The 25,252-nt window shown below is 61.9% G+C and carries 28 protein-coding genes and 1 tRNA gene; 13 read left to right on the top strand and 16 right to left on the bottom strand.

Features of this window, described 5'->3' with window-relative positions:
- Positions 1–231: 231 nt before the first annotated feature.
- The 8 genes from NKI38_RS30710 (at position 232) to NKI38_RS30670 (ending at position 6,941) form a co-directional block, all read left to right on the top strand.
- Entirely contained in the window at positions 232–429 is a 198-nt protein-coding gene (locus NKI38_RS30710) for a hypothetical protein (RefSeq protein WP_023759485.1), read from the top strand.
- 188 nt (positions 430–617) lie between these two features.
- Positions 618–1,490 (top strand): undecaprenyl-diphosphate phosphatase, encoded by an 873-nt coding sequence (locus NKI38_RS30705; RefSeq protein ID WP_352664280.1) that lies wholly within the window; start codon positions 618–620, stop codon positions 1,488–1,490.
- 71 nt (positions 1,491–1,561) lie between these two features.
- Entirely contained in the window at positions 1,562–2,350 is a 789-nt protein-coding gene (locus NKI38_RS30700) for a phosphodiester glycosidase family protein (RefSeq protein ID WP_352664278.1), read from the top strand.
- Between the two features lie 180 nt (positions 2,351–2,530).
- Positions 2,531–3,628, top strand: coding sequence for a glycoside hydrolase family 25 protein (locus NKI38_RS30690; RefSeq protein ID WP_502899407.1), 1,098 nt, complete (start codon positions 2,531–2,533; stop codon positions 3,626–3,628).
- A gap of 218 nt (positions 3,629–3,846) precedes the next feature.
- Positions 3,847–4,812, top strand: a complete 966-nt coding sequence (locus NKI38_RS30685; protein WP_352664272.1) for a DUF3592 domain-containing protein — start codon at positions 3,847–3,849, stop codon at positions 4,810–4,812.
- A gap of 597 nt (positions 4,813–5,409) precedes the next feature.
- Entirely contained in the window at positions 5,410–5,700 is a 291-nt protein-coding gene (locus NKI38_RS30680; protein WP_352664271.1) for a TfoX/Sxy family DNA transformation protein, read from the top strand.
- A gap of 106 nt (positions 5,701–5,806) precedes the next feature.
- Complete coding sequence (locus NKI38_RS30675) at positions 5,807–6,328, top strand: hypothetical protein (RefSeq protein WP_352664269.1); 522 nt, start codon at positions 5,807–5,809, stop codon at positions 6,326–6,328.
- On the top strand, positions 6,321–6,941 hold the full coding sequence (locus NKI38_RS30670; protein WP_352664267.1) for a hypothetical protein: 621 nt from the start codon (positions 6,321–6,323) through the stop codon (positions 6,939–6,941). Before NKI38_RS30675 ends, NKI38_RS30670 begins: the two co-directional genes overlap by 8 nt.
- Positions 6,942–6,983: 42 nt before the next feature.
- Here NKI38_RS30670 and NKI38_RS30665 read toward each other — a convergent pair whose 3' ends face one another.
- The 8 genes from NKI38_RS30665 to NKI38_RS30630 all read right to left on the bottom strand — a co-directional run bounded on the left by NKI38_RS30665 (position 6,984) and on the right by NKI38_RS30630 (position 15,237).
- Positions 6,984–7,190: a type II toxin-antitoxin system HicB family antitoxin gene (locus tag NKI38_RS30665; protein ID WP_352664265.1), complete on the bottom strand. Its 207-nt coding sequence runs from the start codon at positions 7,188–7,190 to the stop codon at positions 6,984–6,986.
- A 4-nt stretch (positions 7,191–7,194) separates the two neighbouring features.
- Complete coding sequence (locus NKI38_RS30660) at positions 7,195–7,395, bottom strand: type II toxin-antitoxin system HicA family toxin (protein WP_352877290.1); 201 nt, start codon at positions 7,393–7,395, stop codon at positions 7,195–7,197.
- A gap of 6 nt (positions 7,396–7,401) precedes the next feature.
- On the bottom strand, positions 7,402–11,175 hold the full coding sequence (locus NKI38_RS30655; RefSeq protein WP_352664263.1) for a vitamin B12-dependent ribonucleotide reductase: 3,774 nt from the start codon (positions 11,173–11,175) through the stop codon (positions 7,402–7,404).
- A gap of 672 nt (positions 11,176–11,847) precedes the next feature.
- Positions 11,848–12,159 (bottom strand): PilZ domain-containing protein, encoded by a 312-nt coding sequence (locus NKI38_RS30650; protein ID WP_352629047.1) that lies wholly within the window; start codon positions 12,157–12,159, stop codon positions 11,848–11,850.
- A 92-nt stretch (positions 12,160–12,251) separates the two neighbouring features.
- A complete protein-coding gene (locus NKI38_RS30645) occupies positions 12,252–12,740 on the bottom strand; it encodes an NUDIX hydrolase (protein WP_352664261.1) in 489 nt (162 codons plus the stop codon).
- Between the two features lie 210 nt (positions 12,741–12,950).
- Positions 12,951–13,451: a xanthine phosphoribosyltransferase gene (gpt, locus tag NKI38_RS30640; RefSeq protein WP_352629043.1), complete on the bottom strand. Its 501-nt coding sequence runs from the start codon at positions 13,449–13,451 to the stop codon at positions 12,951–12,953.
- A gap of 127 nt (positions 13,452–13,578) precedes the next feature.
- The gene (locus tag NKI38_RS30635; RefSeq protein WP_352629041.1) at positions 13,579–14,412 is read right to left on the bottom strand and encodes a universal stress protein; all 834 of its coding nucleotides are present in this window, start codon (positions 14,410–14,412) and stop codon (positions 13,579–13,581) included.
- A gap of 81 nt (positions 14,413–14,493) precedes the next feature.
- On the bottom strand, positions 14,494–15,237 hold the full coding sequence (locus tag NKI38_RS30630; protein ID WP_352664259.1) for a competence/damage-inducible protein A: 744 nt from the start codon (positions 15,235–15,237) through the stop codon (positions 14,494–14,496).
- Positions 15,238–15,458: 221 nt separating this feature from the next.
- On the opposite strand from NKI38_RS30630, the gene NKI38_RS30625 reads away from it, so the two are divergent.
- Positions 15,459–16,472: an alpha/beta fold hydrolase gene (locus tag NKI38_RS30625; protein WP_352664257.1), complete on the top strand. Its 1,014-nt coding sequence runs from the start codon at positions 15,459–15,461 to the stop codon at positions 16,470–16,472.
- 56 nt (positions 16,473–16,528) lie between these two features.
- Positions 16,529–16,810: a hypothetical protein gene (locus NKI38_RS30620; RefSeq protein WP_352664255.1), complete on the top strand. Its 282-nt coding sequence runs from the start codon at positions 16,529–16,531 to the stop codon at positions 16,808–16,810.
- Between the two features lie 100 nt (positions 16,811–16,910).
- Here the strand turns inward: NKI38_RS30620 and NKI38_RS30615 are convergent, their stop codons facing one another.
- The 4 genes from NKI38_RS30615 to NKI38_RS30600 all read right to left on the bottom strand — a co-directional run bounded on the left by NKI38_RS30615 (position 16,911) and on the right by NKI38_RS30600 (position 19,125).
- The gene (locus NKI38_RS30615) at positions 16,911–17,150 is read right to left on the bottom strand and encodes a DUF2188 domain-containing protein (protein ID WP_352629034.1); all 240 of its coding nucleotides are present in this window, start codon (positions 17,148–17,150) and stop codon (positions 16,911–16,913) included.
- A gap of 29 nt (positions 17,151–17,179) precedes the next feature.
- Positions 17,180–17,458, bottom strand: coding sequence for a DUF982 domain-containing protein (locus NKI38_RS30610; protein WP_352629032.1), 279 nt, complete (start codon positions 17,456–17,458; stop codon positions 17,180–17,182).
- A gap of 115 nt (positions 17,459–17,573) precedes the next feature.
- The gene (locus tag NKI38_RS30605; RefSeq protein WP_352664253.1) at positions 17,574–17,891 is read right to left on the bottom strand and encodes an SH3 domain-containing protein; all 318 of its coding nucleotides are present in this window, start codon (positions 17,889–17,891) and stop codon (positions 17,574–17,576) included.
- Between the two features lie 130 nt (positions 17,892–18,021).
- A complete protein-coding gene (locus NKI38_RS30600) occupies positions 18,022–19,125 on the bottom strand; it encodes an NADH:flavin oxidoreductase/NADH oxidase (RefSeq protein WP_352664251.1) in 1,104 nt (367 codons plus the stop codon).
- 152 nt (positions 19,126–19,277) lie between these two features.
- On the opposite strand from NKI38_RS30600, the gene NKI38_RS30595 reads away from it, so the two are divergent.
- Both NKI38_RS30595 and NKI38_RS33605 read left to right on the top strand, forming a co-directional pair.
- Positions 19,278–19,856 carry an NUDIX domain-containing protein gene (locus NKI38_RS30595; protein ID WP_352629026.1) on the top strand — a complete coding sequence of 193 codons (579 nt, stop codon included), beginning with the start codon at positions 19,278–19,280 and terminating at the stop codon, positions 19,854–19,856.
- A gap of 287 nt (positions 19,857–20,143) precedes the next feature.
- On the top strand, positions 20,144–20,383 hold the full coding sequence (locus NKI38_RS33605; protein WP_502899406.1) for an exopolysaccharide production repressor protein: 240 nt from the start codon (positions 20,144–20,146) through the stop codon (positions 20,381–20,383).
- A gap of 184 nt (positions 20,384–20,567) precedes the next feature.
- Here the strand turns inward: NKI38_RS33605 and NKI38_RS30590 are convergent, their stop codons facing one another.
- The 4 genes from NKI38_RS30590 to NKI38_RS30575 form a co-directional block, all read right to left on the bottom strand.
- On the bottom strand, positions 20,568–21,110 hold the full coding sequence (locus NKI38_RS30590) for a DnaJ domain-containing protein (RefSeq protein ID WP_352664249.1): 543 nt from the start codon (positions 21,108–21,110) through the stop codon (positions 20,568–20,570).
- 181 nt (positions 21,111–21,291) lie between these two features.
- Positions 21,292–21,377: transfer RNA gene (locus NKI38_RS30585), tRNA-Leu, on the bottom strand.
- Between the two features lie 268 nt (positions 21,378–21,645).
- On the bottom strand, positions 21,646–22,311 hold the full coding sequence (locus NKI38_RS30580; RefSeq protein ID WP_352664247.1) for an outer membrane protein: 666 nt from the start codon (positions 22,309–22,311) through the stop codon (positions 21,646–21,648).
- A 117-nt stretch (positions 22,312–22,428) separates the two neighbouring features.
- The gene (locus tag NKI38_RS30575) at positions 22,429–23,154 is read right to left on the bottom strand and encodes an alpha/beta fold hydrolase (RefSeq protein WP_352664245.1); all 726 of its coding nucleotides are present in this window, start codon (positions 23,152–23,154) and stop codon (positions 22,429–22,431) included.
- Between the two features lie 146 nt (positions 23,155–23,300).
- On the opposite strand from NKI38_RS30575, the gene ade reads away from it, so the two are divergent.
- Positions 23,301–25,121: an adenine deaminase gene (ade, locus tag NKI38_RS30570; protein ID WP_352664243.1), complete on the top strand. Its 1,821-nt coding sequence runs from the start codon at positions 23,301–23,303 to the stop codon at positions 25,119–25,121.
- Positions 25,122–25,252: the final 131 nt, after the last annotated feature.

The raw sequence follows: 25,252 nt of genomic DNA, 5'->3' as shown, positions 1-25,252 counted from the left end.
CCGCGCCAGGGCGACAAGGCGAGGCCTTAGACGCCTTCAAAAGACGCCCAGTAGGCCAATCAGGTTAAGCACACCCTTCATGCAAAGCCCTCACAGGGGGAGAAGGAAGAGCGCAAGCCTGAACAAAATTTAATCCAAATCAACACGAGATAGCCGGCAAAGCGTCATTGGCGGGCCATCTTTGTCTTCCTATTTATGGGGTGCGGGTAACGGCATTCGAGGAGACGACGGATGAACGACAGCATCAGCACCCTGGACGAGCTTTTGAGCGATCCGATGGTCCTGCTTGTGATGGAGCGCGATCGTGTGCGCCCCGAACAGGTGCGCATGCTGCTCGAACGGGTTCGCCGGCCTGCCGTCGATGAGCCCGTCGTTCCGCCGGCGCATGTGATCGCCAGGGCATGCCAGAAACTCTGGCTCTGCCCGTAATCGCGTTGCGATTTTCCTATGAAACTCAAACCGGCCCAACCTCGGCCGGTTTTCGATCGCGCACACCGCGACGCACCAGCTTACAAATCCGTAAATTGATTATCTGGCCCATGACTATAAGGCTTGCCGGGGATTGACGTCGACTGGTCGGTCCGCGCCAGCCGATCTCTCATGCATGGAATTCGCCATTGGTCGACATCTGCACTCAAGGCCTGGACACGGGCTTCGTCGGCCTGGGGTATGCCAAGGTGGCGTTCCTGGGCGTGGTGCAAGGCATCACCGAATTGCTGCCGATTTCCTCGACCGCCCATATGCGCATCGTGCCGGCCGTGCTCGGCTGGCAGGATCCGGGTTCGGCCTTCTCCGCCGCCATGCAACTCGCGGCTCTTGCCGCGGTGATCAGCTATTTCTGGAGTGACGTCAGGGACATCCTGTTTGGTTCGCTCGATGCCCTGGCGCGACGCGATTTCACTGATCGGCATTTCAAGCTGGCGCTGTGGATCGTACTGGCGACGATCCCGATCGTCATCGCCGGGGTGGCGCTGTCGGGCGTGCTCAACGCCTGCAATTCGCCACTGCGCAGCCTGACGGTGATCGGCTGGGCCTGCATCGCCATGGCGATCCTGCTGGCGCTGGCCGAGATTTTTGCCCGCCACCGGCGCACCATGGGCGAAGCGTCATTGACTGACGCGCTGCTTGTCGGTGTCGCCCAGATCGGCGCGCTTATCCCCGGCGTGTCGCGCTCGGGCTCGACCCTGACGGCGGCACTGGGGCTCGGCTTCAAGCGGGCCGAGGCGGCGCGCTTCTCATTCCTGCTCGGGCTGCCGGCGATTGCGCTGGCCGGTCTCAAGGAGCTTTGGGAATTGCACAAGGTCCATCTCGACGCCCATGGCTGGTCGGTCCTCGCCGTCGGGCTGGTGGTCGCCTCGATCTCCGCCTTTTTCGCCATATGGGGGCTGATGCGCGTGCTTGAGCGTTTTTCGGCCTGGCCGTTCGTCATCTATCGCGGCGTGCTCGGCGTCGTCCTGCTGCTCGGCGTGGCCATGGGCTGGCTCGTTTAGGGCACTTTCACAGTATCGCTTGAAACGGGCTATATCCATGCCGGGCCCCGAATCTGGATTCCGGTACGCGCATGGATTTCTTCACCCTTCTGCAATCGGTGCCGCTGCTGCTGGCGCTGGCCAAGGGCGCGCTGCCGTCGGTGGCGGCACTCGGCATGGGGTTTGGCCAATGGGTTGCCTCGCTGCCGCCATGCCGGGACTTCGTCTTCGAGGCGACCAGCTATCTCGTCTGCGAGGTCGATCCGAAGCGATATCAGGTCGAGCTGTTCTGGAAGGATCCGGCGGGCAAACCGTTTCAGTCGCTGCACAATCTCACTGCCTCGCAGCAGGCGGCCGGGCGCACGATGCTGTTTGGCATCAATGCCGGCATGTATCATCCGAACCTCGCGCCGGTCGGTCTTTATGTCGAGCGGGGCCAGGAAATGGCTTCTGTGAAGACGGGGTCGGGAAGCGGCAATTTTTCTCTACAGCCGAATGGTATTTTCTACATGCGCGATGGCAAGGCGGCGGTCCGCGCCACCAAGGATTTTGTGAAAAAGCGTCCGCCCGTGGACTATGCGACGCAATCCGGCCCGATGCTGGTGATCGACGGCCGACTGCATCCGAAATTTCAGGCCGACGGCACCTCGCGAAAAACACGCGACGGGGTCGGCGTCCGCAAGGATGGCGTCGTCGTCTTCGCGATTTCGAACGGCACGGTGACCTTCCATACCTTTGCCCGTCTTTTCCGCGACGCGCTCGGCTGCGACAATGCGCTGTTCCTCGACGGCACGATATCAAGCCTGTTTGCGCCTGCCATTGGCCGCAATGACGACTACTGGAATCTGGGGCCGATGATCGGCGTTTTCAGGAAATCCTAGCGGCTTTGCCGCCCCCACAAGGCTGGCCGATCCCTTGCGCCGAGAGCCAGATTTCGCTGTTTTGCCTACGTGAAAAAATTGATTCAAACTTTATTGGTAATTTCTCATTCATAACTGATCCGGTTTGTCCGTTGGCTGTCGTTTTGCCCTCGGTCTGTTGTGTTTTGAGTACAGGTCCAGATGCGGATTCCGGGCGCCATCAGTTTCTTGATCGCATCGCTATGCCTTGCCGGCTGCACGTCAACGGCCAGCGTCGACGCCTTGGATTTGCAGAAACCGTCTGATGAAATCACCAGCTCGGTGATACGGCCGCCGGCACCTATCGCGGCAGTTCCGGCAGCAAGGGGTAACAGGGCGGCAAGGGCCGAATTGGCTCCCATGTCTGGCAATGGTCCGGGTGAAAGAACGCGCCCGTTCGGCTTGGCGGAGGAGGAAGAGACGGGGGTGTTTGCCGCGCCCGATGTGCCTGACCCCCAAGTGCCTGATGTCGGCGGGCTGCCGGTCGAGCCGGCAGCCTTGGTGTCGCCGCCCAAGCTGTTGACCCGCGCGGCACCGGCCATGCTTGCCGGGCCGCTTACCCGCTATGGATTTCGCGATGCCAAGCCGATCAATTTCGGCAAGGCTTCGCCCCGCCACCTTGCCGTGCATGGCGTCGATGTCTCGCGCTGGCAGGGCAACGTCAACTGGGAAAAACTGCGCGCCCAGGGCGCCAACTTCGCCTACATCAAGGCGACCGACGGTGGCGACCACCTCGATCCGATGTTCACCAGGAATTGGCGCAATGCCGACGCCGCCGGCCTGAAGCGCGGCGCCTACCACTTCTTCTACTGGTGCCGCACGGCCGGCGAGCAAGCCGACTGGTTCATCCGCAACGTGCCCAGGGTCGAAGGCGCTCTGCCGCCGGTGATCGACGTCGAATGGAACGGCGAGTCCAGCTGCAAGCGGCGGCCTTCGCGTGAAAAGGTGCTGGAGAAGATGCAGGTGTTCATGGACAGGCTGGAGCGCTACTACGGCCAGCGGCCCATCATCTACACCGCGCCCGATTTCTATCGCGACAACCTGCGCGGCGCCTTCCTCGATTATCCGTTCTGGCTGCGGGCCGTGGCGCGACACCCGTCAAAAGTCTACCCCGACCGCAAATGGCTGTTCTGGCAGTATTCCGGTTCCGGCCTGTCGCATGGCGTCACCGGCCGCATCGACCTCAACGTCTTCCACGGCGATGAGCGGCAGTGGCGTGCCTGGGCCGGCGGGCGGGTTTCCGTCGCCGACGCCAACTAAGGCAGTCCATCAGGTCCGGCGTCCTTCGCTCTCCCTGATGTTAGCCGCCTGAGCGATCGCGAAGAATGGAACACGTTCCTGGCTGTGAGGCCGTCATGACGCTCCGCGGGCTGTTGCTGTTTGCGCTGCCCAGCCCTTTTGGATTTTGAGAATATACAAGACATTGCCGTCGCCATGCTGTCTATGTGCAGGCTCCTGCACTCCTGGGGGGAGACGAGTTGGAGCTCAAGATTCTGCTTGTCGGCTTTGCCTGCGCGGTCGCCGCCGGGCTGTCGTTCATCACCTTCGTCAAATGGCGAGAGGTAAAAGCGCTCAGCCGCTGGTTGCCGACGCCGGGAAAGATCATCTCGTCGCGCGTCGAGGCACGCGAGGTCCGAAGCTCGGGCAGCGGCTCGGACAGCAGCGATACCACCGAAATCCGCAATTTCCCGGCGATCACCTTCGAATACAAGGTGGGCGGCAAGACATTTCGCGGCTCGCGCTACAGCGTGCAGGAGAATCTGGGAAATTTCGAAGTCAAGGAGACCCTTGCGCGGTTTCCCCGCGGCGCGGAAGTGACTGTCTTCTACAATCCGGCCGATCCAAGCAAAGCCGTGATCGAGCGCACCATGCCCGAAGGCGCTTTCAAGTTCATGGTCCAGCTTTCGGCGGGGCTGGTGATCGGCGCGCTGGTGCTGGTGTTTTCGGTCGGTGGTGTCCTGGAGGCGATCAGCCCGCATCTGCCCAAGCCGCAGAACCTCGGCGCGGGAGCGCTGCTGCTGTTCATGGGCCTGTTCGCCCTGCGCATGGGCTTCGCCCAGAAGTCGCTCGCCGACCAGGCGGCAAGATGGCCCGTCGCCGCCGGCCGCATCGATACCTCGGGCCTGCAGGCGCTGCGAAGCCGTTCAGGCTATCGACGCTGGCGCACGGTCTCCAAATCCCGCATCGTCTACTCCTATGGCGTTGCCGGCCAGCGCTACAGCGCCGATCGTGTGACCTTCGGTGCCACCGTGACGGCTTCGCTGCGCGGCCTCGTCGGCGGCCAGGCCCGACAATATGTCGAGGGCAGCAAGGTCGACGTCCACTATGACCCCGCCAACCCCGGCTCGGCGGTGCTCGAATGCCGGGTGCGCGGGCTCTGGCTGCTGTGGGTCTGCTCGGCAGGCTTTCTCGGCGGCGCCGCATTTCTGGTCGGGCTGTTCTGAGGCGACGGACGCCTCAGCAGCGGACGAGGGGTCCGCTGTCGAAGCCAGGCCAGGTGAACCGCACCGTGGCGCTGTGCCTGACGATATGAATGACGCGCGTGAACGGCTCCTCCAGCGATGGGTCAGAGCCGTAGCATTGGCTGGCGTGCACTACCCATCCGGTGGCGGTTTTGCGTAAGGTCGCGTGCTCGCAGCCGAATTCTGGAAGCGACAGCGCCGCCGGTCTACGGTGAAGACGGTTTCGCGCTGAACGTCGGCGGCCGCACTGCAGTTCAGCCGATCGCTGGACCATGTCCCGACATACGGTGCGGCCGGCAATGCAGGCCCGCTCGCGAATGCAGACATTGCCACCATTATTGCCAAACGCCGCATCACCAGCTTGTCTCCTTCGGTCAGTGCGCTCGACCATACAGGCTGTTAGGTTTGCAAGGGACAAGTTTTCGACGGAACGGACAGCGCAGTCGTTTCGGATTTCGCTTATGGTTTTTACACGGATGATGCGACTGTGCCGGCTGGCCTTGCCTGCAACCGCTCTCCGGGAAGAGCGGCAAATCTACGGGACTAGCTTATGCTCCTTGAACACGCCGATACGCTGCGATGAGCACACGTGTCGAAGACATGAGAAATCTCGGACCAGCCATGGCGCGGATGCTGGCGGAAATTGATATTCTTGATGATGAGGATTTGCGCAATTTTGGCGTCGTCGAAGCTTACCACAGACTGAAGTTCCGGTTCGGGCAGCATGTGACGATCCTCGCACTCTATGCGATGGAGGCGGCGGTTCGCGGTTGTGACTGGCGGGCGCTTGATACCGAGACAAAGGAAAATCTGCTTAGACAGGTGCGTCACAACCCAGCGAGGGACAAGTTTTCATCCAGGAGAGGATAAACGCAGCCGTTCCGGATTCCGCTTATGCTTTTGCCCGGATGATGCGACTGTGCGAGCCGGCATGCAGCCCGCATCTGGCTTTCACAACGCTTTCCAGGGACATTTGATGATCACCCGCAAACTGGTCTTCGTTCTCGTGGGCCTGCTCGGCCCGATGCAGGCGGCCTTCGCAGAAAACTGTCTGCTGAGCCACGCCACCTATCGGGAGCCACGCTCGGGTGCGGTCATGCAATTTCGGCCGCTCGCCAACGAGCCGGCGGCGCTAACGGCGCAGGTGTTTTCGCTGAGCGTGCCGAACACCGACACAAGCCTGCCGGCCGACATCACCTGGACCAACGGCAAGAATTCATTCCCGCTCGGCACCATCCGCCACACCTGCACCGACGACGACCGCGAAGCGGGCCTGCAGGATGGCAGCGGGCTGTGCCGGATATGGGATGGCCAAGTCTACGCCCTGACCGGCGGCGGCGCCGAGCAGCTGAATTCGCGCGAAGCGACACCCGCGCCGAAAGGGCTGCTTTTGCCCGACTTCGGCGTGGCTTTCAGCGAATGGGCCGATTTCGCCAATGCCAATCCAGACGGCTCGGCGTGGGATGCCTTCACCTTGACAGGATGCAGCGATGAATAGCGTTATGAGATCGATCAGCTTGACCTGCGCCCTGCTTGCATCCGCAACGGTATCGGCGAGTGCGGACGAGCCGTCGCCGTCACGCCCGCCGATCGACAAATGCATCTGGGAAAGACTGACGGACAAAAATGTCGGGCTGGCGGCCTGGGTGCAGCGCTGCGACTTCGGCTTCCGCCAGATTCATTTCGAATTCGCCGGCAATGCGCTTGCCATCAAATACAGCGACGGCGGCGCGGCCGATCCTCTCGTCGAACTGTTCGACATAAAACCCGGCGAAACCGCTGAGGCCGCCTTGCAGCGCCTGTTCCTGGAAAAGACCGACAAGGCCGTCAGCGCGCGCTGCGTGCTGGCGCCGTACACCGAGGGCACCGTGCCCGCCGGCGTCAAGCGCTACACATTCAGCCCAGACGCCGCCTATACGAAAGAGTTGAAAGCGCTTGCCAATTCGGACGAGGTTCCAGAACCGCCCTGCGGCGACTGGGGCGAAATGCCTGACGGTATCCAGTATTTCGAGGTGCCGGCGGGTGCGGGGCGCAAGCTGCTGTTCGTGCGGATAGAGCAGGACGAGCCGCTGTTTGACGAGCAGACGCTGCAGGTGTTGCCGGCGGGGTAGAACCGAGGCTGATCCGGATGGCGGATTGCGGGTCTCTACCTTTTACGCCTCTACGTACTCCACGAGGCTAATACCTTTGGGTACATCCAGCCCATCGGATCGCAGGCCTTCGATGTGAAAGCGAATTGCGTCGCGAATCTCGGTTTCCACCTCAGGCACGGTCGCACCGGTCGCGATGCAGCCGGGGAGGTCCGGCACATAGGCAGAAAAATTATTTCCTGCCTTTTCAATCACCACCGCGTAACGCATGTCATCACTCCTTCAAACCTGACTGCTTGAGGATGCTGTTCAGTGTTCCCTGTGCAACCTCTTCAGACGGCTTGCCGGCCACGGTGACGCGGCCAGCTTTGATCTTGTGCTTATATTGGCGATGACTGCCCTTGGTTGCAACCAGATACCAGCCGTCGGCCTCCAGCAGGCGAATGACTTCGCGAACCGTCAGGCGAGGCGGCATCAGTTCTCAGCTGCACCCGCTCGTCGAACCACACGTATCGCACTTCTCACAAGTCCCGTTCCGCACCATCGTGAAATTCTGGCACTCGGAGCAGGAATTGCCGGTGTAGCCCTGGAGCAGCGATTTGGCGCGGCGGTCGTTGGCGAGTTTCTTGGCTTCGGCCGCCTCAACGGCCGCGGCGTCGGTGAACAACCCTGCTGTGGCGTCGGATGCAGCCGCTTCCTCGAACGCGATGTCCTCGGCCAGTTCCTTGGCCCGCTCCTCATAGTCGCGTTTGTAGGCGACCGCTTCGTCGCTGGCCGGCTTCAGGGCCAGCACGTTGGAGCCGGAGAAGGCGGTCGGCACCGAGCGGGCAGGGGCGCCCGAGGCTGGTGCAAAGCCCTTTGGCTCGTTGCCGATCGCCCTCGACACCAGCTTCACCGGCGAACCGCGAGTCAGACCCTTGGAGACGGCGTCGGTCTTGCCTTCGCTGATGTTGCGGCCGAGTGCGGTGTTGGAAAAGTCCGACTGGTCGACATGGGCGAGGTCGTTGCGGCCGAGATAGGAGATCGCCAGTTCGCGGAACACGTAGTCGAGGATCGACGTCGCGCTCTTGATCGCATCGTTGCCCTGCACCATGCCGGCCGGCTCGAACTTGGTGAAGGTGAAGGCGTGCACATATTCGTCGAGCGGCACGCCATATTGCAGGCCGAGCGAGATGGCGATGGCGAAGTTGTTGAGAAGGCCACGCAGTGTCGCGCCTTCCTTGTTCATGTCGATGAAGATCTCGCCGAGACGGCCATCGTCATATTCGCCGGTGCGCAGGAAGATGGTGTTGCCGCCGATCTTGGCCTTTTGCGTGTAGCCCTTGCGGCGGCCCGGCAACTTTTCCTGCTCGCGCGACACGCGCTCGATGATGCGCTCGACGATCCGCTCGGTGATCTGCGCCGCGCGCGCCGCCGCCGGTGCGGCGATCAGCTGCTCGAGGGCTTCGTCCTCGTCGTCTTCGCCATCGGCGAGCAGCGAGGAGTTGAGCGGCTGCGACAGCTTCGAGCCGTCGCGGTAGAGCGCGTTGGCCTTCAGCGCCAGCTTCCACGACAGCATGTAGGCGCCCTTGGCGTCTTCCACCGTGGCATCGTTGGGCATGTTGATGGTCTTGGAGATGGCGCCGGAGATGAAGGGCTGCGCCGCCGCCATCATCTGGATGTGGCTGTTAATCGACAGCGAGCGCTTGCCGATCTTGCCGCACGGACTGGCGCAGTCGAACACGGCGAGGTGTTCGGGCTTGAGGAAGGGCGCGCCTTCCAGCGTCATCGCACCGCAGACATGGATGTTGGCGGCCTCGATGTCCTTCCTGGAGAAGCCGAGCGCCGGCAGGATCTCGAACAAGAAGTCGTTGAGCTGCTCGTCGGTGAAGCCGAACGTCTCCTTCACCCAGTCGGCGCCGAGCGTCCACTGGTTGAAGACGAACTTGATATCGAAGGCCGACTTCAAGGCTGCGTTGAGCGCCGCGATCTTCTCGTCGGTGAAACCCTTGGCCTTGAGCGCGCCGGGGTTGATGGCAGGCGCCTGGTTGAGGTTGCCGTGGCCGACCGCATAGGCCTCCATCTCGCCGATCTGGGCTTCGGAGTAGCCGAGCGTGCGCAGCGCTTCCGGCACGGCGCGGTTGATGATCTTGAAGTAGCCGCCACCGGCCAGCTTCTTGAACTTCACCAGCGCGAAGTCGGGCTCGATACCGGTGGTGTCGCAATCCATGACCAGGCCGATCGTGCCGGTCGGCGCGATGACGGTCGCCTGTGCATTGCGGTAGCCATGCTCCTCGCCAAGCTCGATGGCGCGGTCCCAGGCGGCCTTGGCGTGGGTGGCAAGCTCCTGCTGCTTGAGGTCGGAGGCGACGAGCGGCACTGGGTTGACGGCGAGCTTCTCATAGCCCTGCTTCTCGCCATAGGCGGCGCGGCGGTGGTTGCGCATGACGCGCAGCATGTTCTGCGCATTGCGGTCGTAATCGGCGAAGGCACCGAGCTCGCCGGCCATCTCGGCCGAAGTGGCATAGGCCATGCCGGTCATGATCGCGGTGAGGGCGGCGCAGATCGCGCGACCTTCGTCGGAATCGTAGGGAATACCTGAGGTCATCAGCAGGCCGCCGATATTGGCATAGCCGAGGCCAAGAGTGCGGTATTCGTAGGACTGCTTGGCGATCTCCTTCGACGGGAACTGCGCCATCATGACCGAGATTTCCAGCACGATGGTCCACAGCCGCACGGTGTGCTCGTAGGCAGCGATGTCGATCGTGCCATCCGCGTTGCGGTAGGGCAGCAGATTGATCGAGGCCAGGTTGCAGGCCGTGTCGTCGAGGAACATGTATTCCGAGCACGGGTTGGACGCCCGGATCGCACCGGCGGAAGCGCAGGTGTGCCAATCGTTCATCGTCGTGTTGAAATGCAGGCCCGGATCGGCCGAAGCCCAGGCGGCATAGCCGATCTTTTCCCAGAGATCCCTGGCCTTCAGCGTCTTCAGCACCTTGCCGTCCTTGCGAGCGGTCAGGTGCCAGTCGGCATCGTCCTCGACTGCGCGCAGGAAATTGTCCTTCAGCGACACCGAATTGTTGGAGTTCTGGCCCGAAACCGTCAGGTAGGCATCCGAATCCCAGTCGGTGTCGTAGGTCTTGAACGACATCTGGGAGTAGCCCTGCTTGGCGAACTGGATGACGCGGTAGATGTAGTTCTCCGGCACGGCGGACTTCTTGGCCGCCTTGATCTCGCGCTTCAGCGCGGTGTTGATCGACGGGTCGAAGCAGTCGTCGCCATGGCCTTCGCAATTGACGCAGGCCTTCATGATCGCTTCGAGATGCTTCTTGACGATCTTGGAGCCGGTCACCAGCGAGGCGACCTTCTGCTCTTCATTGACCTTCCAGTCGATGAATTCCTCGATATCGGGGTGGTCGGCGTCGACGATGACCATTTTCGCGGCGCGGCGTGTCGTGCCGCCCGACTTGATGGCGCCCGCCGCGCGGTCGCCGATCTTGAGGAAGCTCATCAGGCCGGACGAGCGGCCGCCGCCCGACAGCTTTTCACCTTCGCCGCGCAGCAGCGAGAAGTTGGAACCGGTGCCGGAGCCGTATTTGAACAGGCGCGCTTCACGCACCCAAAGGTCCATGATGCCGCCCTCGTTGACGAGATCGTCCTGCACGCCCTGGATGAAGCAGGCATGCGGCTGTGGATGCTCGTAGGAGGATTTCGACTTGGTCAGCTTGCCGGTGAACGGATCGACATAGAAGTGGCCCTGGCTCGGGCCGTCGATGCCATAGGCCCAGTGCAGGCCGGTGTTGAACCATTGCGGCGAGTTCGGCGCCACGCGCTGGGTGGCCAGCATATAGGCAAGCTCGTCACGGAAGGCGCGTGCGTCTTCTTCTGACGCCTTGAAATAGCCGCCCTTCCAGCCCCAATAGGTCCAGGTGCCGGCCAGCCGGTCGAAGACCTGGCGGGCGTCGATCTCGGAGCCGTAGCGCTCGGCTTCCGGCAGCTTGGCGAGTTCCGCCTCGTCGGCGACGGAGCGCCACAGGAAGGAGGGGACGTCGTTCTCCTCGACCTTCTTCAGGCGCGCGGGGACACCGGCCTTGCGGAAATACTTCTGCGCCAGGATGTCGGCGGCAACCTGGGAGAACTGCGCCGGAACATCGATGTTGTCCAAGCGGAACACCACCGAACCATCCGGATTCTTGATCTCCGAAAGCGCCTTGCGGAATTCGATCTCCGCATAGGCAGATTGTCCTGGCTTGGTGAAACGACGCTCGATGCGCATTGGTCCGGTCCCTTTTGTCTATATATAGCGCTTTCGTCAGGGGATTTCTGCCCCCAATGCGAAACACGCATGTCCGCCGTCTGCCGCCGTTCGAAAACGGCCGGCTCTCCATTTCGCAGTCTTCGCCGGCCTTGCTGGTCAAAACTCCTTGCGAAGTGACTGTCCAACGCGCCGACGAACCCCGCAGGTCCCTCAAAACTGATTTTTCCGATTCCCTCACTGGAGGGAAATTCACACTATCTAGCGTCGAACCTACCTGCAAACGCTAAATATAGTGTTAACAGACAATTTATTCCAGTCCGACAATTGTCCCTATCGTCCCCAACTGCCCCACAATCCCAACGCTTCCGCCGGCCTCGTAAACAGGCGGAAATACGAGCAAAAACGCACATAATCCGGGAAAAAGACCGGGCTCAGAACTTTCCGGTCGCACTCTCAACAGAAGCGCATGGCCTATAAAAGGCGACTCGTTTTGCGCCGTCAAGGATTCGTTTGCGTAGCTTTTGTGACCCCAACATCTTGTGTGTCACATATGTGGATAACGGGGATAGAATTCGGCGCAGCGATCGCGATTTGCCGCCAATGGGCAACGGGGCTGCGGCAAGGCCCACAGTATTTGCCAGGGGCTTGGGGGACTGAGGCACAAGCTTGCCACCCCAGGTCCCGGCAGGATCAGCCGTAGTGCAGCCGGGGTTTTGGCTCGGTACCGGTGAACTGCACGCCCAGGCGGTCATTGCGCCGCCAGCGAACCTCGCACCGATAGGCAATGCCATCGAGCGGCACATAGAGAAGGAAGCGATCGGGAACCCGGGCTTCGAGCGGTACCTTCAGTTCGGCGCCACCTTCGTGCTGATTGCGCAGCGTGCAACCGACTTCCGAATTCGAAATTCCGGTGATGATCGACCCGCCCTTGAGCACACGCGGACGATGCTCGCGCTGGGGCTCACCGGGTTCGTTCGGAATTGGACTTGCTGGGTTCGCCATCGATGAAAATACCAGAGCTGCCGAACCGTACCCGTGATTCCTTAGCAAAGCATTCACGTTGAGGCGCGGCGCCGCGGCCGTTCAATGTCCCTTCAGGGGAAGCTGTGCGGGTCGGCACAGAAATAGGCGATGATCTGGCAAAGGTCGGGTTCGTTGATCATGCGCACCGCTTCGCCGGAACTGACCCATTTGCGGGTGCGGGAGTGTTTTTCCTTCCAGCGGTCGGCGACCTTGTCGACGTGCAGCGGGAACACCAGAACCTCGCACGGCACTTCTTCGCCGGAAGCCAGCACCTTGGCATAGAAGTAGCGGCCGGCTTCGAGATGAGAGACACTCCCGCGCAGTCCGGCTTCCTCGCCGGCCTCGCGCGCCGCGGCCTCGCAGAGTGGCTCCCTGGCCTCGGGCCAGCCCTTGGGAATAACCCAACGCCCGGTATCGCGGCTGGTGATCAGCATGATCTCGACACCGTTCCCGGTATCGCGCCAAGGCAGGGCGGCAACCTGCAGGCGGCACGGCGCCGTGCCGAAGAGCCGTCGGACCCTTTCGGCCAGATGATTGTGCGTCGTTGGCCTCGTTAACATCGAAGAAGCTAGCCCCAGCCTCCGGAATCGTTTGCCGTCTCACGAATCTTACGGCTAATTGTCAGCAGTAAAAGTAAAAATTTCATTCGTCCGGCTGTTTTCCGCCAGTAGACGTCGATTTCGCAAAATATCTGGCCTGCCGGGCCCATTTGCGAAAGCAAACAATGCCCGGTGCAAGCTGCTGATCTGTAACAGGCAGGTTGGTGCGAATCAGCCGGCGTGGTCGTCGGCGATCGGCTTCTGGTAGGTGAAGCCCATGTCCCATGGGAAATAGATCCAGGTGTCCTGGCTGACTTCGGTGACGAAAGTATCGACCAGTGGCCGGCCTTTCGGCTTGGCGTAGACGGTGGCGAAATGCGCCTTCGGCATCATCGCCCGCACGATGGCCGCCGTCTTGCCGGTGTCGGTCAGGTCGTCGATGATCAGCACGCCGACGCCGTCATCGACCAGCAGGGTGGGTGTAATCTCTTTGAGAACCTGCATCTGCCCCTGGCTGGTGTAGTCGTGATAGGAGGCGACACAGACCGTCTCGATGACCCGGATGCCGAGCTCGCGCGAGATGATCGCCGCTGGGACCAGCCCGCCGCGTGTGATGCAGACGATCGCTTTCCACTGCCCCTTGTTGGCGCCGGCAAGCCGCCAGGCGAGCGCGCGGGCATCACGATGGAACTGGTCCCAGGAGACCGGAAAGGCTTTTTCGGGAAGGGACATGTCGCGCACTCCGCAGCACGCGGGGATCGCGCGCAAGAAAACAGGGGAATGCGCGCGGAATTAGCTGGAAAGCCCCCTTCTTGGCAAGAGCAGGGGCTTGGCCGGAGCCACTTATGAGTGACATGCGTCAGCGCGACAGGAAGGCTGCCACCGGCGCGGTGCGCAGCACACTGCGCGTCACGCCGCCGAACAGAAGCTGGCGCAGCCATGAGTGGCTATACGCCCCGAGCACAAGCAGATCGGCTCCGGTCTCCGCGATCCTGGTCTGGATGATGTCATCGATCGAATTGCCGCCCGACTGCTGCACCGAGACGCTGACGTTGGCGCCGTGGCGCGACAGCGCGGCCGCGATTTCGGCGCCAGCGGCCTCCGGGCTGTCGTCGAGCGTTTCAGGCGGGTCGATGACCAATATGTCGGTCTTCTCGGCTTCGATAATGAAGGGCAGCGCGTCGAAGGCGGCGCGCGCCGCTTCCTTGCTGCCGTTCCACGCGAGCAGCACATGTTTGAAGGTGGTGACCAGCGGACCCGCATGCGGCACCACCAGCACCGGCCGGCCTGCATCATAGACCAGCGTGTCGACATCCGCGCTCGGGTCACCGCCGGTTTCGCGCTGCGCCGCTATGATCAGATCGGCGGCGCGCACGCTCGAAATCCCGGTCAGCGCACTGTCGCCCGAAAAGCTCTCCAGGCTTCGCCACTCGAAGGACAGGCCGGAATCCTCGATACGTCTAAGAAACGTCGCCTGCAGTTTTTCGGCACGCTCCCTGTTCATGTCGGCCGAAACCTGCAGGAATTCAGTGTCCGGGAAACCCGTGGCCGAAGTGTAGGGCACGGGAAGCGTTTCGGCATGGATACCGGTCAGATGGCTCTGGAACCGGGTGGCGAGAGGAATGGCGCAGTCGAGCACGCGCTCAGCGTCCTGCTCATTCTGCAGAATGGCGACGATGGTTTTGAATCGCATGATAATCCCTCAGTTTACGAGCTACCGAACTCGCACCGAGGAAACGTTGCAGCGCCGTGCTTGGTTCCGGTGTGGACCAGATCAGCCGGGATTGCTGGCGAACCCGGCCACCATGGCCTCGACATCGGCACGCGCGGCGTCCAGCGCTTCCTGGCTGCGGGCACGCACGACCAGTTCGGTCCAGAACTTGCCGTCGCCATATTTCGGGTAGGAGCCGATGATCGTGTCCGGATGCGCTTTCTGGATGTCGCCCAGCGGCCCGCCGATCAGGCCTTCGCCGAACGGACAAGGCACGGTCGCCGACAGCATTTTCGTGCCGGCCTTCAGCGTCGGTACGACATTGTCGAGCATGGCCTGGAAGATCGACGGCACACCGGCCATGACATGGACGTTGCCGATGCGGAAGCCGGGCGCAACCGACACTGGATTGTCGATGAGATCGGCGCCGCGCGGCATCCGCGCCATGCGCTTGCGGGCCTCCGTGTATTCGATGCCGCGCGCGGCGTAGCTTGCTTCCAGCATCGCGTAGGCCTTGGCATCGTATTCGCAAGGCACGCCGAAAGCCTTGGAAATGGAATCGGCCGTGATGTCGTCATGCGTCGGTCCAATGCCGCCGGTGGTGAACACATAAGTGTAGCGGGCGCGCACCGCATTCACCGCGGCAATGATCTCGTCTTCCTCGTCCGGGACGATGCGCACCTCCTTCAGGTCGATGCCGATCGCCGTCATGATATCGGCGAGATGGCCGATGTTCTTGTCCTTGGTTCGACCGGACAGAATCTCATCGCCGATGACGAGCATGGCGGCTGTTACGATTTCAGGCATGGAAGGCTCCGGTATGACGGGTGGCCTGAGATAGCGCGGCGCGGCGGCGGCGGCAATGCCGCCGGAACGGTGAACACTCCCAGATATCCATTGAATGCCCGGCGGGCTGCCGCGTCAGCGCAATCGACCTGTCGACGGGTTCCTGGGCCACCCGTTTCGATGCAAGGTTGCAGCGGCGCCGGATGCGGCTAAGCTAAACCAGGCTCTGGTCCGGGTGAATAATGCTGTTGTCGATTCTGTCGTGGCTGCTGGCCGTGCTGTTGTTGCTGGCAGTCCTTGTCGTCGTCGGCCTGGTGCTGACGACGCTGCGGATCGCGACCAAGGCCGAAAGGCTGGTGCCGCCGGTCGGAAAATTCATCGAGATCGACGGCAACCGCATCCATTATGTCGATCAGGGTGAAGGGCCGCCGATCGTCTTCGTGCACGGGCTTGGTGCCCAGCTCCATCATTTCAGGCACACTCTGTTTGGACGGTTCGGTCCGGGCTACCGGTTGATCGCGCTCGATCGGCCGGGGGCGGGCTATTCGGTGCGGCCACGCGGCGCTACGGGCCGGCTGCCCGAACAGGCCGAGATCATACGCCGCCTCATCGAAGCCCTGGGGTTGGAAAGGCCGCTGGTGGTTGGTCATTCCCTGGGCGGCGCCGTCGCGCTGACCCTGGCCGTGGAGCACCCCGAGGCGATTTCCGGCATCGCGCTCTTGGCGCCATTGACCCATCTGGAAGCCGGCGTGCGCGAAAAGTCCGGCTTGCTCTATATCCCCTCGCGCCTGCGGCGTTGGATCGTGGCTTACACCATGGCGATACCGACAAGTCTTCGATATGCGCGGCCGACGATGGAATTCATCTTCGCGCCGCAGGCTCTTCCTGCCGACTACATGGTCGACGCGGGTGGATGGCTTGGACTGAGGCCAACCCATTTCTACGCCACGTCGTCGGATGTCGTGGCAGTCGAACAGGATCTCGGCCGCATCGAGCAGCGTTATGGCGAGATCGCCATGCCGGCCGGCATTCTCTTCGGAACGGCCGACCGCGTTGTCGATATCCGCACCCACGGCGAGCCAATGCAGAGCAAGATCGAAACACTTGATTTCGAATCTGTCGCCGGCCTCGGCCACATGCCGCAATTCAACCAGCCGGACCGGGTCATTGCCTTCATCAAACGCATTGCGGTCCGGGCGTTCTCCGAGCCGATATCAAACCGGCTTCACAACAATTTCAAGGAACCATTCGGCTGATTGCCGGGTTTTACCCCCCGTCGCACCCAAGGCGGCCAAGACAGGAGTAAAAAGCAATGTACACAAAACTTCTCGCAGCATCCGTCCTGACGATCGGCCTCGCCACATCGGCGATGGCGCAGTCGTCGGACAGCACATATTCCAGCCGTCACTGGTGGCTGTTCGGCAATGAAGACCAGACGACTGTCGATCCCAACACCACCGGCAGTATCAATGCAGACGGCTCCGGGTTGAACACCATGGGCAACACCGGCGGGATTGGACCATGTGCCCATAACACGCCCGGTCCGGACGCCAATGCCGGGCAGAACGTCAACGATCAGTACTGCGGCAAATAAGGCCACGCGGGCGGTTGCTGGCTGCGGAGCGTTTCCTCTCCGGACGTCTGCGGCCGGCGCCCCGCTCTATACCGCCAAAAATCGACTGGAGATCCCAGACTTACTCGGAAACCTCTGTTTGCGGCCGATCCCGGCCGTCTGCGAGTTCTTCATGCCATTTGCCTTCGGCGTCCTCGTACTGAATGCCGTCCGTGGCTCCGGCGACCTGCTGCTCGGCCGAAGCGATTTCGGCGGCGCGCAATGCGTCCTCATGCGTGGGAAACGTCTCCGAGAAGGTTGCTCCGACCTTGTAGGCCCAGCCGCCGTCATGCTCGACGATTTTGTAAGTCAGCTTCGCCATGAAAACCTCCAGTTGAAAGGTCCGTCTGCTCAATGCAGCCGGTCGTCGGGCAGTTTGTCGTCGGGCACCAGCACTTCCGATTCCTTGGCGGCTTCAATCAGCGCCCGGCGTGCATCCGCTGTCGAACGATAACCTTCCAGCACTTTGAGGCAAGTGTCGAGGGCATCACGATGACGCGGGCCGCGATTGAGTGGCCACACGGTCATCAGGCATTCCGCCGCCTCCTGGGCGCTGCGGATATGGCGATATTTGCCGACGTGGCCAAGTTCGACGACCACCGGCACTTCAAAAGGTTTGTTGTCCATCATGGCCGCAACGCAAAGCAGCCAATTTGGTTGCAAAAGTGACCTTCAGCCTGCGCCCAAACGTCTCAGAGCCTGTTTGGAGGCTGCCATCTGACCGGAGCGGCTCGAAAACAGCCGCTCAGTAGCCGCAGTCGTTGCGCAACCAACGGGCGTTTGCCCAGCCGGTCCGGCCGCTGATGTCGACCTGATACCAGTTGCCGCGCCGGTCGAAGATCTCGGTATGATCGCCATTAAACAATTGGCCGATCATCCGTGACGACGAGTTCGGCCGTGTCCGCACGGCGAGAAAACCACTGCCGGTCGCCAGATTGTAGCGGCCGGACAGGCCGTGCACCGTGCCCTCGCAATATTGTGCACCGGCCGGCGTCGATGTGCCGATCCAAAGTCCGGCCACAACGGTCAGCGCTGCAACCGGCAAGAATGCCCTCAACTGCATGATTTCCTCCCAAGCCCGGCCGCGCCGCGGCAGCCTCACCCAACGTAGCAGTTTGTGGCGAGAATTGAAGCGGGGGCAAGCTGTCCAGAGCTAGAGTGCGGGCCGCGCCGGTGTCAGCAGAGCGGGCCGATCAGCCCGCTGCCTTCATCCAGTGCTGCATCGTGGTCACCGAACGGGCAAGCTGTGGCGCCGGGTGGATTGTCTCGCTGAACGTCGCCGCCGCACGCCATCCCCAGCGCGGATCGGCCAGGAAGGCGCGCGCCAGCGCCACCATGTCGGCGCGGCCCTCGGCAAGTATCGATTCGGCCTGCTTCGGGTCATCGATCAGGCCGACCGCGCGGGTAGGAATGCCTGCACCCCTGCGCACGGCCTCCGCCAGATGCACTTGGTAGCCGGGGCCGGTGGGCAATTTCTGCAACGGCGAATTGCCGCCGCTCGAGCAGCAGAGATAGGCGACGCCCAAATCCTTGAGTGCTTTCGCGACTTCGATCGCGTCCTCGACGTCGAAGCCGCCATCGACCCAATCCTTCACCGACAGCCGCGCGCCGAGCATCAGCTTCGGCGTTGCCTTGCGCACCGCCTTGGCGATCTCGACGACAAGACGCATGCGGTTCTCCAGCGACCCGCCCCAGCGATCGGTGCGCTGGTTGGACAATGGCGACAGGAACTGGAAGATCAGATAGCCATGCGCGGCATGCAGTTCGAGGAAGTCGAAGCCGGCGCGTTCGGCCCGCCTTGCCGCCTCGGCGAAGCGTTCGATAAGCTGCAGGATCTCCTCCTCCTCCAGCGCCCGCGGCACGTTCCAGCCGGTGTCGTAGGCAATGGCCGAGGCCGACACGGTCTGCCAGGGGTCCTCATCTGGCTGCAGCGGTCCGCCGCCCTCCCACGGCTTGCGATTGGAGGCCTTGCGGCCGGCATGGGCCAGTTGCGTGCCAAATTTCGTGCCGGGAGCGGCAACGCGTCTTGCCGCATCCAGCGCCCGGCGGGCTGACGCTTCATTGTCGTCGGAATAAAGGCCGAGGCAGCCATGCGTGATGCGCCCGCGGCGCTCGACATCGGTCATCTCGACCGTGACCATGCCGGCGCCGGACATGGCAAGGTTCATCCAATGGTGGAGGTGCCAGTCGCTGGCCGAGCCGTCTTCGGCCGAATACTGGCACATCGGCGCGACTGCGATGCGGTTGGGGAAGGTGAGGCCGTCGAGGGTGATCGGCTGGAAAAGCGATGCGGTCATGAGAAACTCCGGGGAGGGTTAGCAGCTATTTAGGCAACCGATCGAGTCTGCGCCAGACACGAGGCGGTGAAACGGCTTCTGGACCAATCACTGACGGCATTGCCGAAATGCCGGTTCGCGGCTACGCCTCGGCCCATAGCATGGAGATCATGATGGAAGATCGCGTTCGCATCCGTTCGGAGGAAATCCTCTCCGACGACTGGGCCGTCCTGAAGAAGACCGTTCTCGACTACCGCCGACGTGACGGACAGTGGGAGACGCAGGTGCGCCAGACCTATGATCGCGGCGACGGCGCGGTGATCCTGCCTTACGATCCCTCGCGTTCGACCGTGCTCCTGGTGCGCCAGTTCCGCTATCCCGCCTACGTCACCGGCCACCGCGAGCCGCTGATCGAGGCTTGTGCCGGCCTGCTCGATGAAAACGATCCGGAAACCTGTATCCGCAAGGAGGCGGAGGAGGAGCTCGGCTACCGGCTGCAGAACGTGGAGAGGCTGTTTTCGCCCTATATGAGCCCCGGCAGCGTCACAGAACGGCTCTGGTTCTTCATTGCCCGCTATTCGCCCGCCGATCGCATCTCAGCCGGCGGTGGCGCGGCGGACGAAGGCGAGGACATCGAGGTTCTGGAAATGCCGCTCGACGAGGCGCTGGCCGGCATTGCCGATGGCCGCATCATCGACGCCAAGACGATTATTTTGATCCAGCATTTGAAGCTGAACCCGATGCGGGCTTGACTTGCGCCCAAGGCAGCCGTCGGACCCGTTGGCAGGGCTGTCTCATCGGTATCAAGATTCTTATTTGCGTGATTTCTAATATATATCTAGATTGATCGGCGCGGGGGAAGCCCAAACCCCACCCGCGATGGCCGGTGCGGCCCCCTTAGACCCCTAAGCCAACCGCACTGGCCATTCATCCCTTTGCGGCTGCTGGTCTGGGTTCTCGAGGTGAGCGTGAAGGCTTTCTATTTGACAACTTAAATTGATTGGCGCCGGCGACAGGCTGGAACGGGCTGGGAAAAGAGATGTACTTTCCGCAATATCTGATTGGAATGTCCGCAACGACGATCGGCGTTGCAATCTGGGCTTACTTGGAGGCCGGGTCGGTCTGGGCGTCGCTTGGGTGGGCAATTCTCACCTTGGTTGTCCTGCAGGTCGGTTACGGCGGCTTGGTTATTTATCTGGTCTTCCGGCGACCATCTGAAGCCTCGGACGCACGGCCGGCTATTGACCCTACAAGCCCCCTTTTATTCTGGCCTTTCTGAACTGGCCAGGTTGAATGCCCCGCACGCGGAAAGCCGCGCTTGTGGTCGAGCTCTGGTTCCAAGGTCTGCGCCAATCGGCGGGGGAGGGAATATGGCTGAGCAAGAGAGATGGAAGGAACTGTCGAAAGCAGCCGGCAGCGCGAGCCCTGCCGCGCCATTGAGATTGGGGCGGCGGGCTTTCTAATCAGGCGCCATGAAGATCACGTTCGAGCAGTCTGATGGTGGGGCCAGTATCTTCGGAGATGGCGCGATCGATGCCTTCTACGGTGATCGCGATCGTCCCGTTCTCGACCCTGCCTATCCAACCCTTGGCTTTCATATACCAGAGGTGAAACTCAAGATGTTCGCGCGGACAGCCTGACAAGCGTTCGAGTTCTGTATCGCCAATGCCGGGATTGTTAACGTCTTGCCGCCGTTTTACATAAAGGAGCGAGAGCACCCTGGCCTGAATGACGACATCTTTTTCGAAGCCTTTTGTGTTGGTGGCTTCTTCTGCCAACTCGCGGCGAAAGTTCGAATGGTCCTTATGCCGAATGTCATACTGCGCGCGCTTGACCGGATCTTTGAGAATATTGTGGGCCTCTACGATCTCGCTAAAGCGCGCTTCATCGCCGGTGTCCCGATTGTCGGGATGGTAGCGCATGGCAAAATAACGAAATACTCGCTCGATCGTTTCCGAGTTGGCGTTCGGGCTGATTTCCAGAATTTCATAGTAGTCAGTGACCATCGAGTCGCGTTCCTCTTCGGCAGAACTGTATATGCCTATTCGCTAAAAAAGACGGAACGTTTAATGGACATTGACCGACCTCAAGCGGTTACGTCAGACCATTGCTTGAGGCAGCCAAGACCTTAGTCCCGCCGTTCAGATCAGCGGCGCCAAGGACCGTCGACAGGCCGTGGGCACAATATGGTGCGGACGACGGGAATCGAACCCGTACGATCAGAGATCGAGGGATTTTAAGTCCCTTGCGTCTACCAATTCCGCCACGTCCGCAGCCAGCCCTTTTCAGACGCCAGACACAGGCCGTCAAGTCGTGTTCTTGGGCCTTGGCGAACGCGCGAACAAACCAACCGGCTTGGTGATACTGGCGCGATCACGGAATTATCGGCGCTGCGGGCACGGATATGATGTTTGCGCGGCGGATCTGATCCGCCAAGGCCGGCGCCTCTCAGGCCCAACCCATTCCCCCGCCCACTGGGAGCGCCGGCCGCTCCAATTCCCCCCGAAGTCCGTCCTGCCTTCAGCGCTACAACGGGCTGGTTCAGAACTTGTAGCTCAAATTGATGCCGACCGTGTTCAGCTTCACGTTCTGATCGCGATCGTTAAAGGGTTCCGCCACGTCGTAGTGCTCGGAGCCGAAATCATAGTAGCGATACTGCGCACCGACGACGAACTTGTCGGTCAGCGCGTAGTCGACGCCGGCACCCACAGTCCAGCCGATATTTGTGCGCGTGCTGGCGAACGCCGGACCCGCGACCTGCGAGGTTTCGATGCCGGCAAAGGCGACGCCGCCAATGCCGTAGATCAGCAGGCGATCCATGGCGTAGCCCGCCTTGGCGTTGACCGACCCGAACCATTTGATGTCGGTGCCAAATGTGCTTCCCAGGCCCGATTCCGTCGTGCCGTCGATCGAGGAATAGTTGAGGTCGGCCTCGGCGCCGAGCACCGCCTGGTCGAACTGCCACAGCCCGGCGACGTGGCCGCCGACGAACCCGCCGTCAATGTCGGGCTCGATCGAAAACGGCTCGCCCTCTGTTCCTGATATGTCGGACTGGCCCCAGCCATAGCCAGCCTGCAGGCCCGCATAATAGCCCGTCCAGTCGAAGCCGGGCGCGGTCATCGGCACGTCGGCACCGATGTCCGCCGCGAACGCCGACCCGCACATAAGGGCAAGAAAGCCGGTACTGGCAAACATCAAACGACGCATCGAGTTCTCCGAAATGCCGGTTCAGAAAATCCCTTGCCGGAACGATAACCGTTTTCGCCGCAAAACGGTATCCCATTGTTCAACAGTTGTGATTCACCTGTTGCGGCACGAGATGTTCTATTTGGCGTCGATGAAGTCCAGCGCAGCCTGACTATATTCATCCGGCGCTTGCAGCATGGCGAAATGACTGGCGTTGGGCAGGATGATCAGCTTCGCGCCCGGGATGGCGGAGGCGATGTATTCGGTGTGTTCGCGCTTGATCGCCTCATCGTGGTCGCCGGCAACGATCGCCGTCGGCGTGGTTATCTTGGCGAGCTGTTCCTTGGTCCACGCAGGCTCGGTCTCCCACATATGGCTTATCTGCGCCAGGAAGGCGTCGTACTGGTCCGGTGTCTTTGACATCTTCTTGTAGTCGCGGCCGGAGCGGATAATGCCGCCATCGCTCCAGCCGACAAGCGCGGTCTTGTCGATCTTCAGGTGGTCAAGCAGCGCCAGATAGTCCGACGCCATCAAGTCGTAGCCGTAAGGCTGCTCGGTGCGGGTGGAGCGACCATGGCCACGGCTGTCGGCGACTATCACCTTGTGCGCCTTGGAAAGCGTGGCCACCTGGCTGGCCCAGATGTCGGCGTGTCCGAGGCCGCCATGGATGAGCAGCACCGGGTCGCCCGCGCCGAAAACGGCGTAGTACATCTGGATGCCGTTCACCGGCGCATATCCGCTCTGGTCGGGTTTGGGCATGGCCGCTGGCTCCGGCAAGGTCTGCCAGCGTTCCTCCGCGGCAGCGAAAGTGGTTGGCGCTGCGAACAAGATGACGATGGCGAACGCTTTCCAAAAACGGGTCATGTTTTTCCCTCAAATGGCTCGGTCCGCGGTCAGCATCGCCTTTCGGCCGGAATAGTCAACAAGCTCGACCTGCCTCCGATGCGGACCGACAGCTCTGGCGGCGCCCGCCTACATTTGCGACACTGGCCGCAACCGAGGAATCGCCAATGACGAAAGCCAGGCCCGCAAGGCCCGCAAAACCCAGACCCTGGACCGAGATGGCGACGCATCTGGTCGATGTCGCCATGGGGCGCAAACCCGCCGATCTCGTCATCCGCAACGGCCGCTGGGTAAACGTCCATTCGGGCGAGATCATCGCCGGCACCGACATCGCCATTGCCGGCGGGCGCTTCGCCTTTTGCGGGCCTGATGCCAGCCACGCCATCGGCCAGGGCGTCACCAAGGTGGTCGACGCAGGCGGGCGTTATCTGGTGCCCGGACTCTGCGACGCGCACATGCATGTCGAGAGCGGCATGGTGACGGTGACCGAGTTCTGCCGGGCTGTCATTCCGCACGGCACCACCTCGATGTTCATCGACCCGCATGAGATCGCCAATGTGCTGGGCCTGCCGGGCGTGCGGCTGATGCATGACGAGGCCGTCGCCATGCCCATCAACGTGCATGTGCAGATGCCGTCCTGCGTGCCTTCGGCGCCGGGGCTGGAACATGCCGGTGCCGAACTGACGGTTGCCGATGTGGCGGAAGCGATGACCTGGGAAAACATCATCGGGCTCGGCGAAGTGATGAATTTCCCCGGCGTCGCCGCCAATGACCCGGTCATGTCGGGCGAGATCGCCGCGACGGTCAAGGCAGGCAAGACGGTCGGTGGCCACTATGCCTCGCGCGATCTCGGCCTGCCGTTCCATGGCTATGTCGCAGGCGGCCCGGAAGACGACCACGAGGGTACGCGCGCCGAGGATGCCATTGCGCGTGTGCGCCAGGGCATGAAGGCCATGCTGCGGCTGGGCTCGGCCTGGTATGACGTCGCCTCGCAGATCAAGGCGGTGACGGAGAGCGGGATCGACCCGCGCAATTTCATCCTGTGCACCGACGACAGCCATTCCGGCACGCTGGTTCATGAAGGCCATATGGACCGCGTGGTGCGCCACGCCATCAGCCAAGGCCTGAAGCCGGTGACGGCAATCCAGATGGCGACGCTCAACACCGCCCAGCATTTCAAACTGGAGCGCGAGATCGGCTCGATCGCGCCGGGGCGGCTGGCCGACCTGCTGATCGTCTCCGATCTCGCCGCGATGACCATAGACGAGGTTTATGCACGCGGCGTCAGGCTGGCCAAGGGCGGCAAGCTCGAAATCGATATTCCGGCCTATGATTATCCCCTGACGGCGAAGAACACCGTCAAGCTCGGCAAGAAGCTGAAGGGCGGCGACTTCGACATCGTGGCTCCCCAGGGCGCCAACGAGGTGCGGGTGCGCGTCATCGGCGTCATCGAGAACCAGGCGCCGACGCGGGCACTGGAGGCCGATCTGCCGGTCGAGGAAGGGCTGGTCGCCATGGATCGCCGCAACGATGTCTGCCAGATCGCGCTGGTCGAGCGCCACAGAGGCACCGGCGGCGTCACCAACGCCTTCGTCTCCGGATTCGGTTACATGGCCGACTGCGCCATGGCGTCCAGCGTGGCGCATGACGCCCACCACATCATCTGCGTCGGTACCAACAAGCAGGACATGGCGCTGGCCGTGAACCGCCTGGGCGAGGTCGGCGGCGGCGTCGTGCTGTTCTCCAAGGGCAAGGAACTGGCGCTGGTCGAAATGCCGATCGCCGGGCTGATGTCGGACGAGCGGGCTGAAATCGTCGCCGCCAAGGCCGATAAGCTCGCCGAGGCGATGCGCAAGATGGGCTGTTCATTGAACAACGCCTATATGCAGCACTCGCTGCTGGCGCTGGTCGTCATTCCCGAACTGAGGATTTCCGATGTCGGCTTGATCGACGTGACGACCTTCCAGAAGGTCGACCTGTTCGTCTAGGATTGGTCGATATTCAGGTGATGCCGGCCTGCAAATGGCGGCTTCCTGCGCTTCCGGTGCTCATATGTGGACGGCCCCCTGCTTGCAAGTGTTTGGCATGATGATTTGATCGGATCGCTTGCGCTCATATG

The sequence above is a fragment of the Mesorhizobium sp. M0621 genome, from assembly GCF_040320745.1.
In the GTDB taxonomy this organism is placed as follows: Bacteria; Pseudomonadota; Alphaproteobacteria; order Rhizobiales; family Rhizobiaceae; genus Mesorhizobium.
Note: the sequence above shows the minus strand (reverse complement) of the source record. Positions and strands in the feature narration are given on the sequence as shown.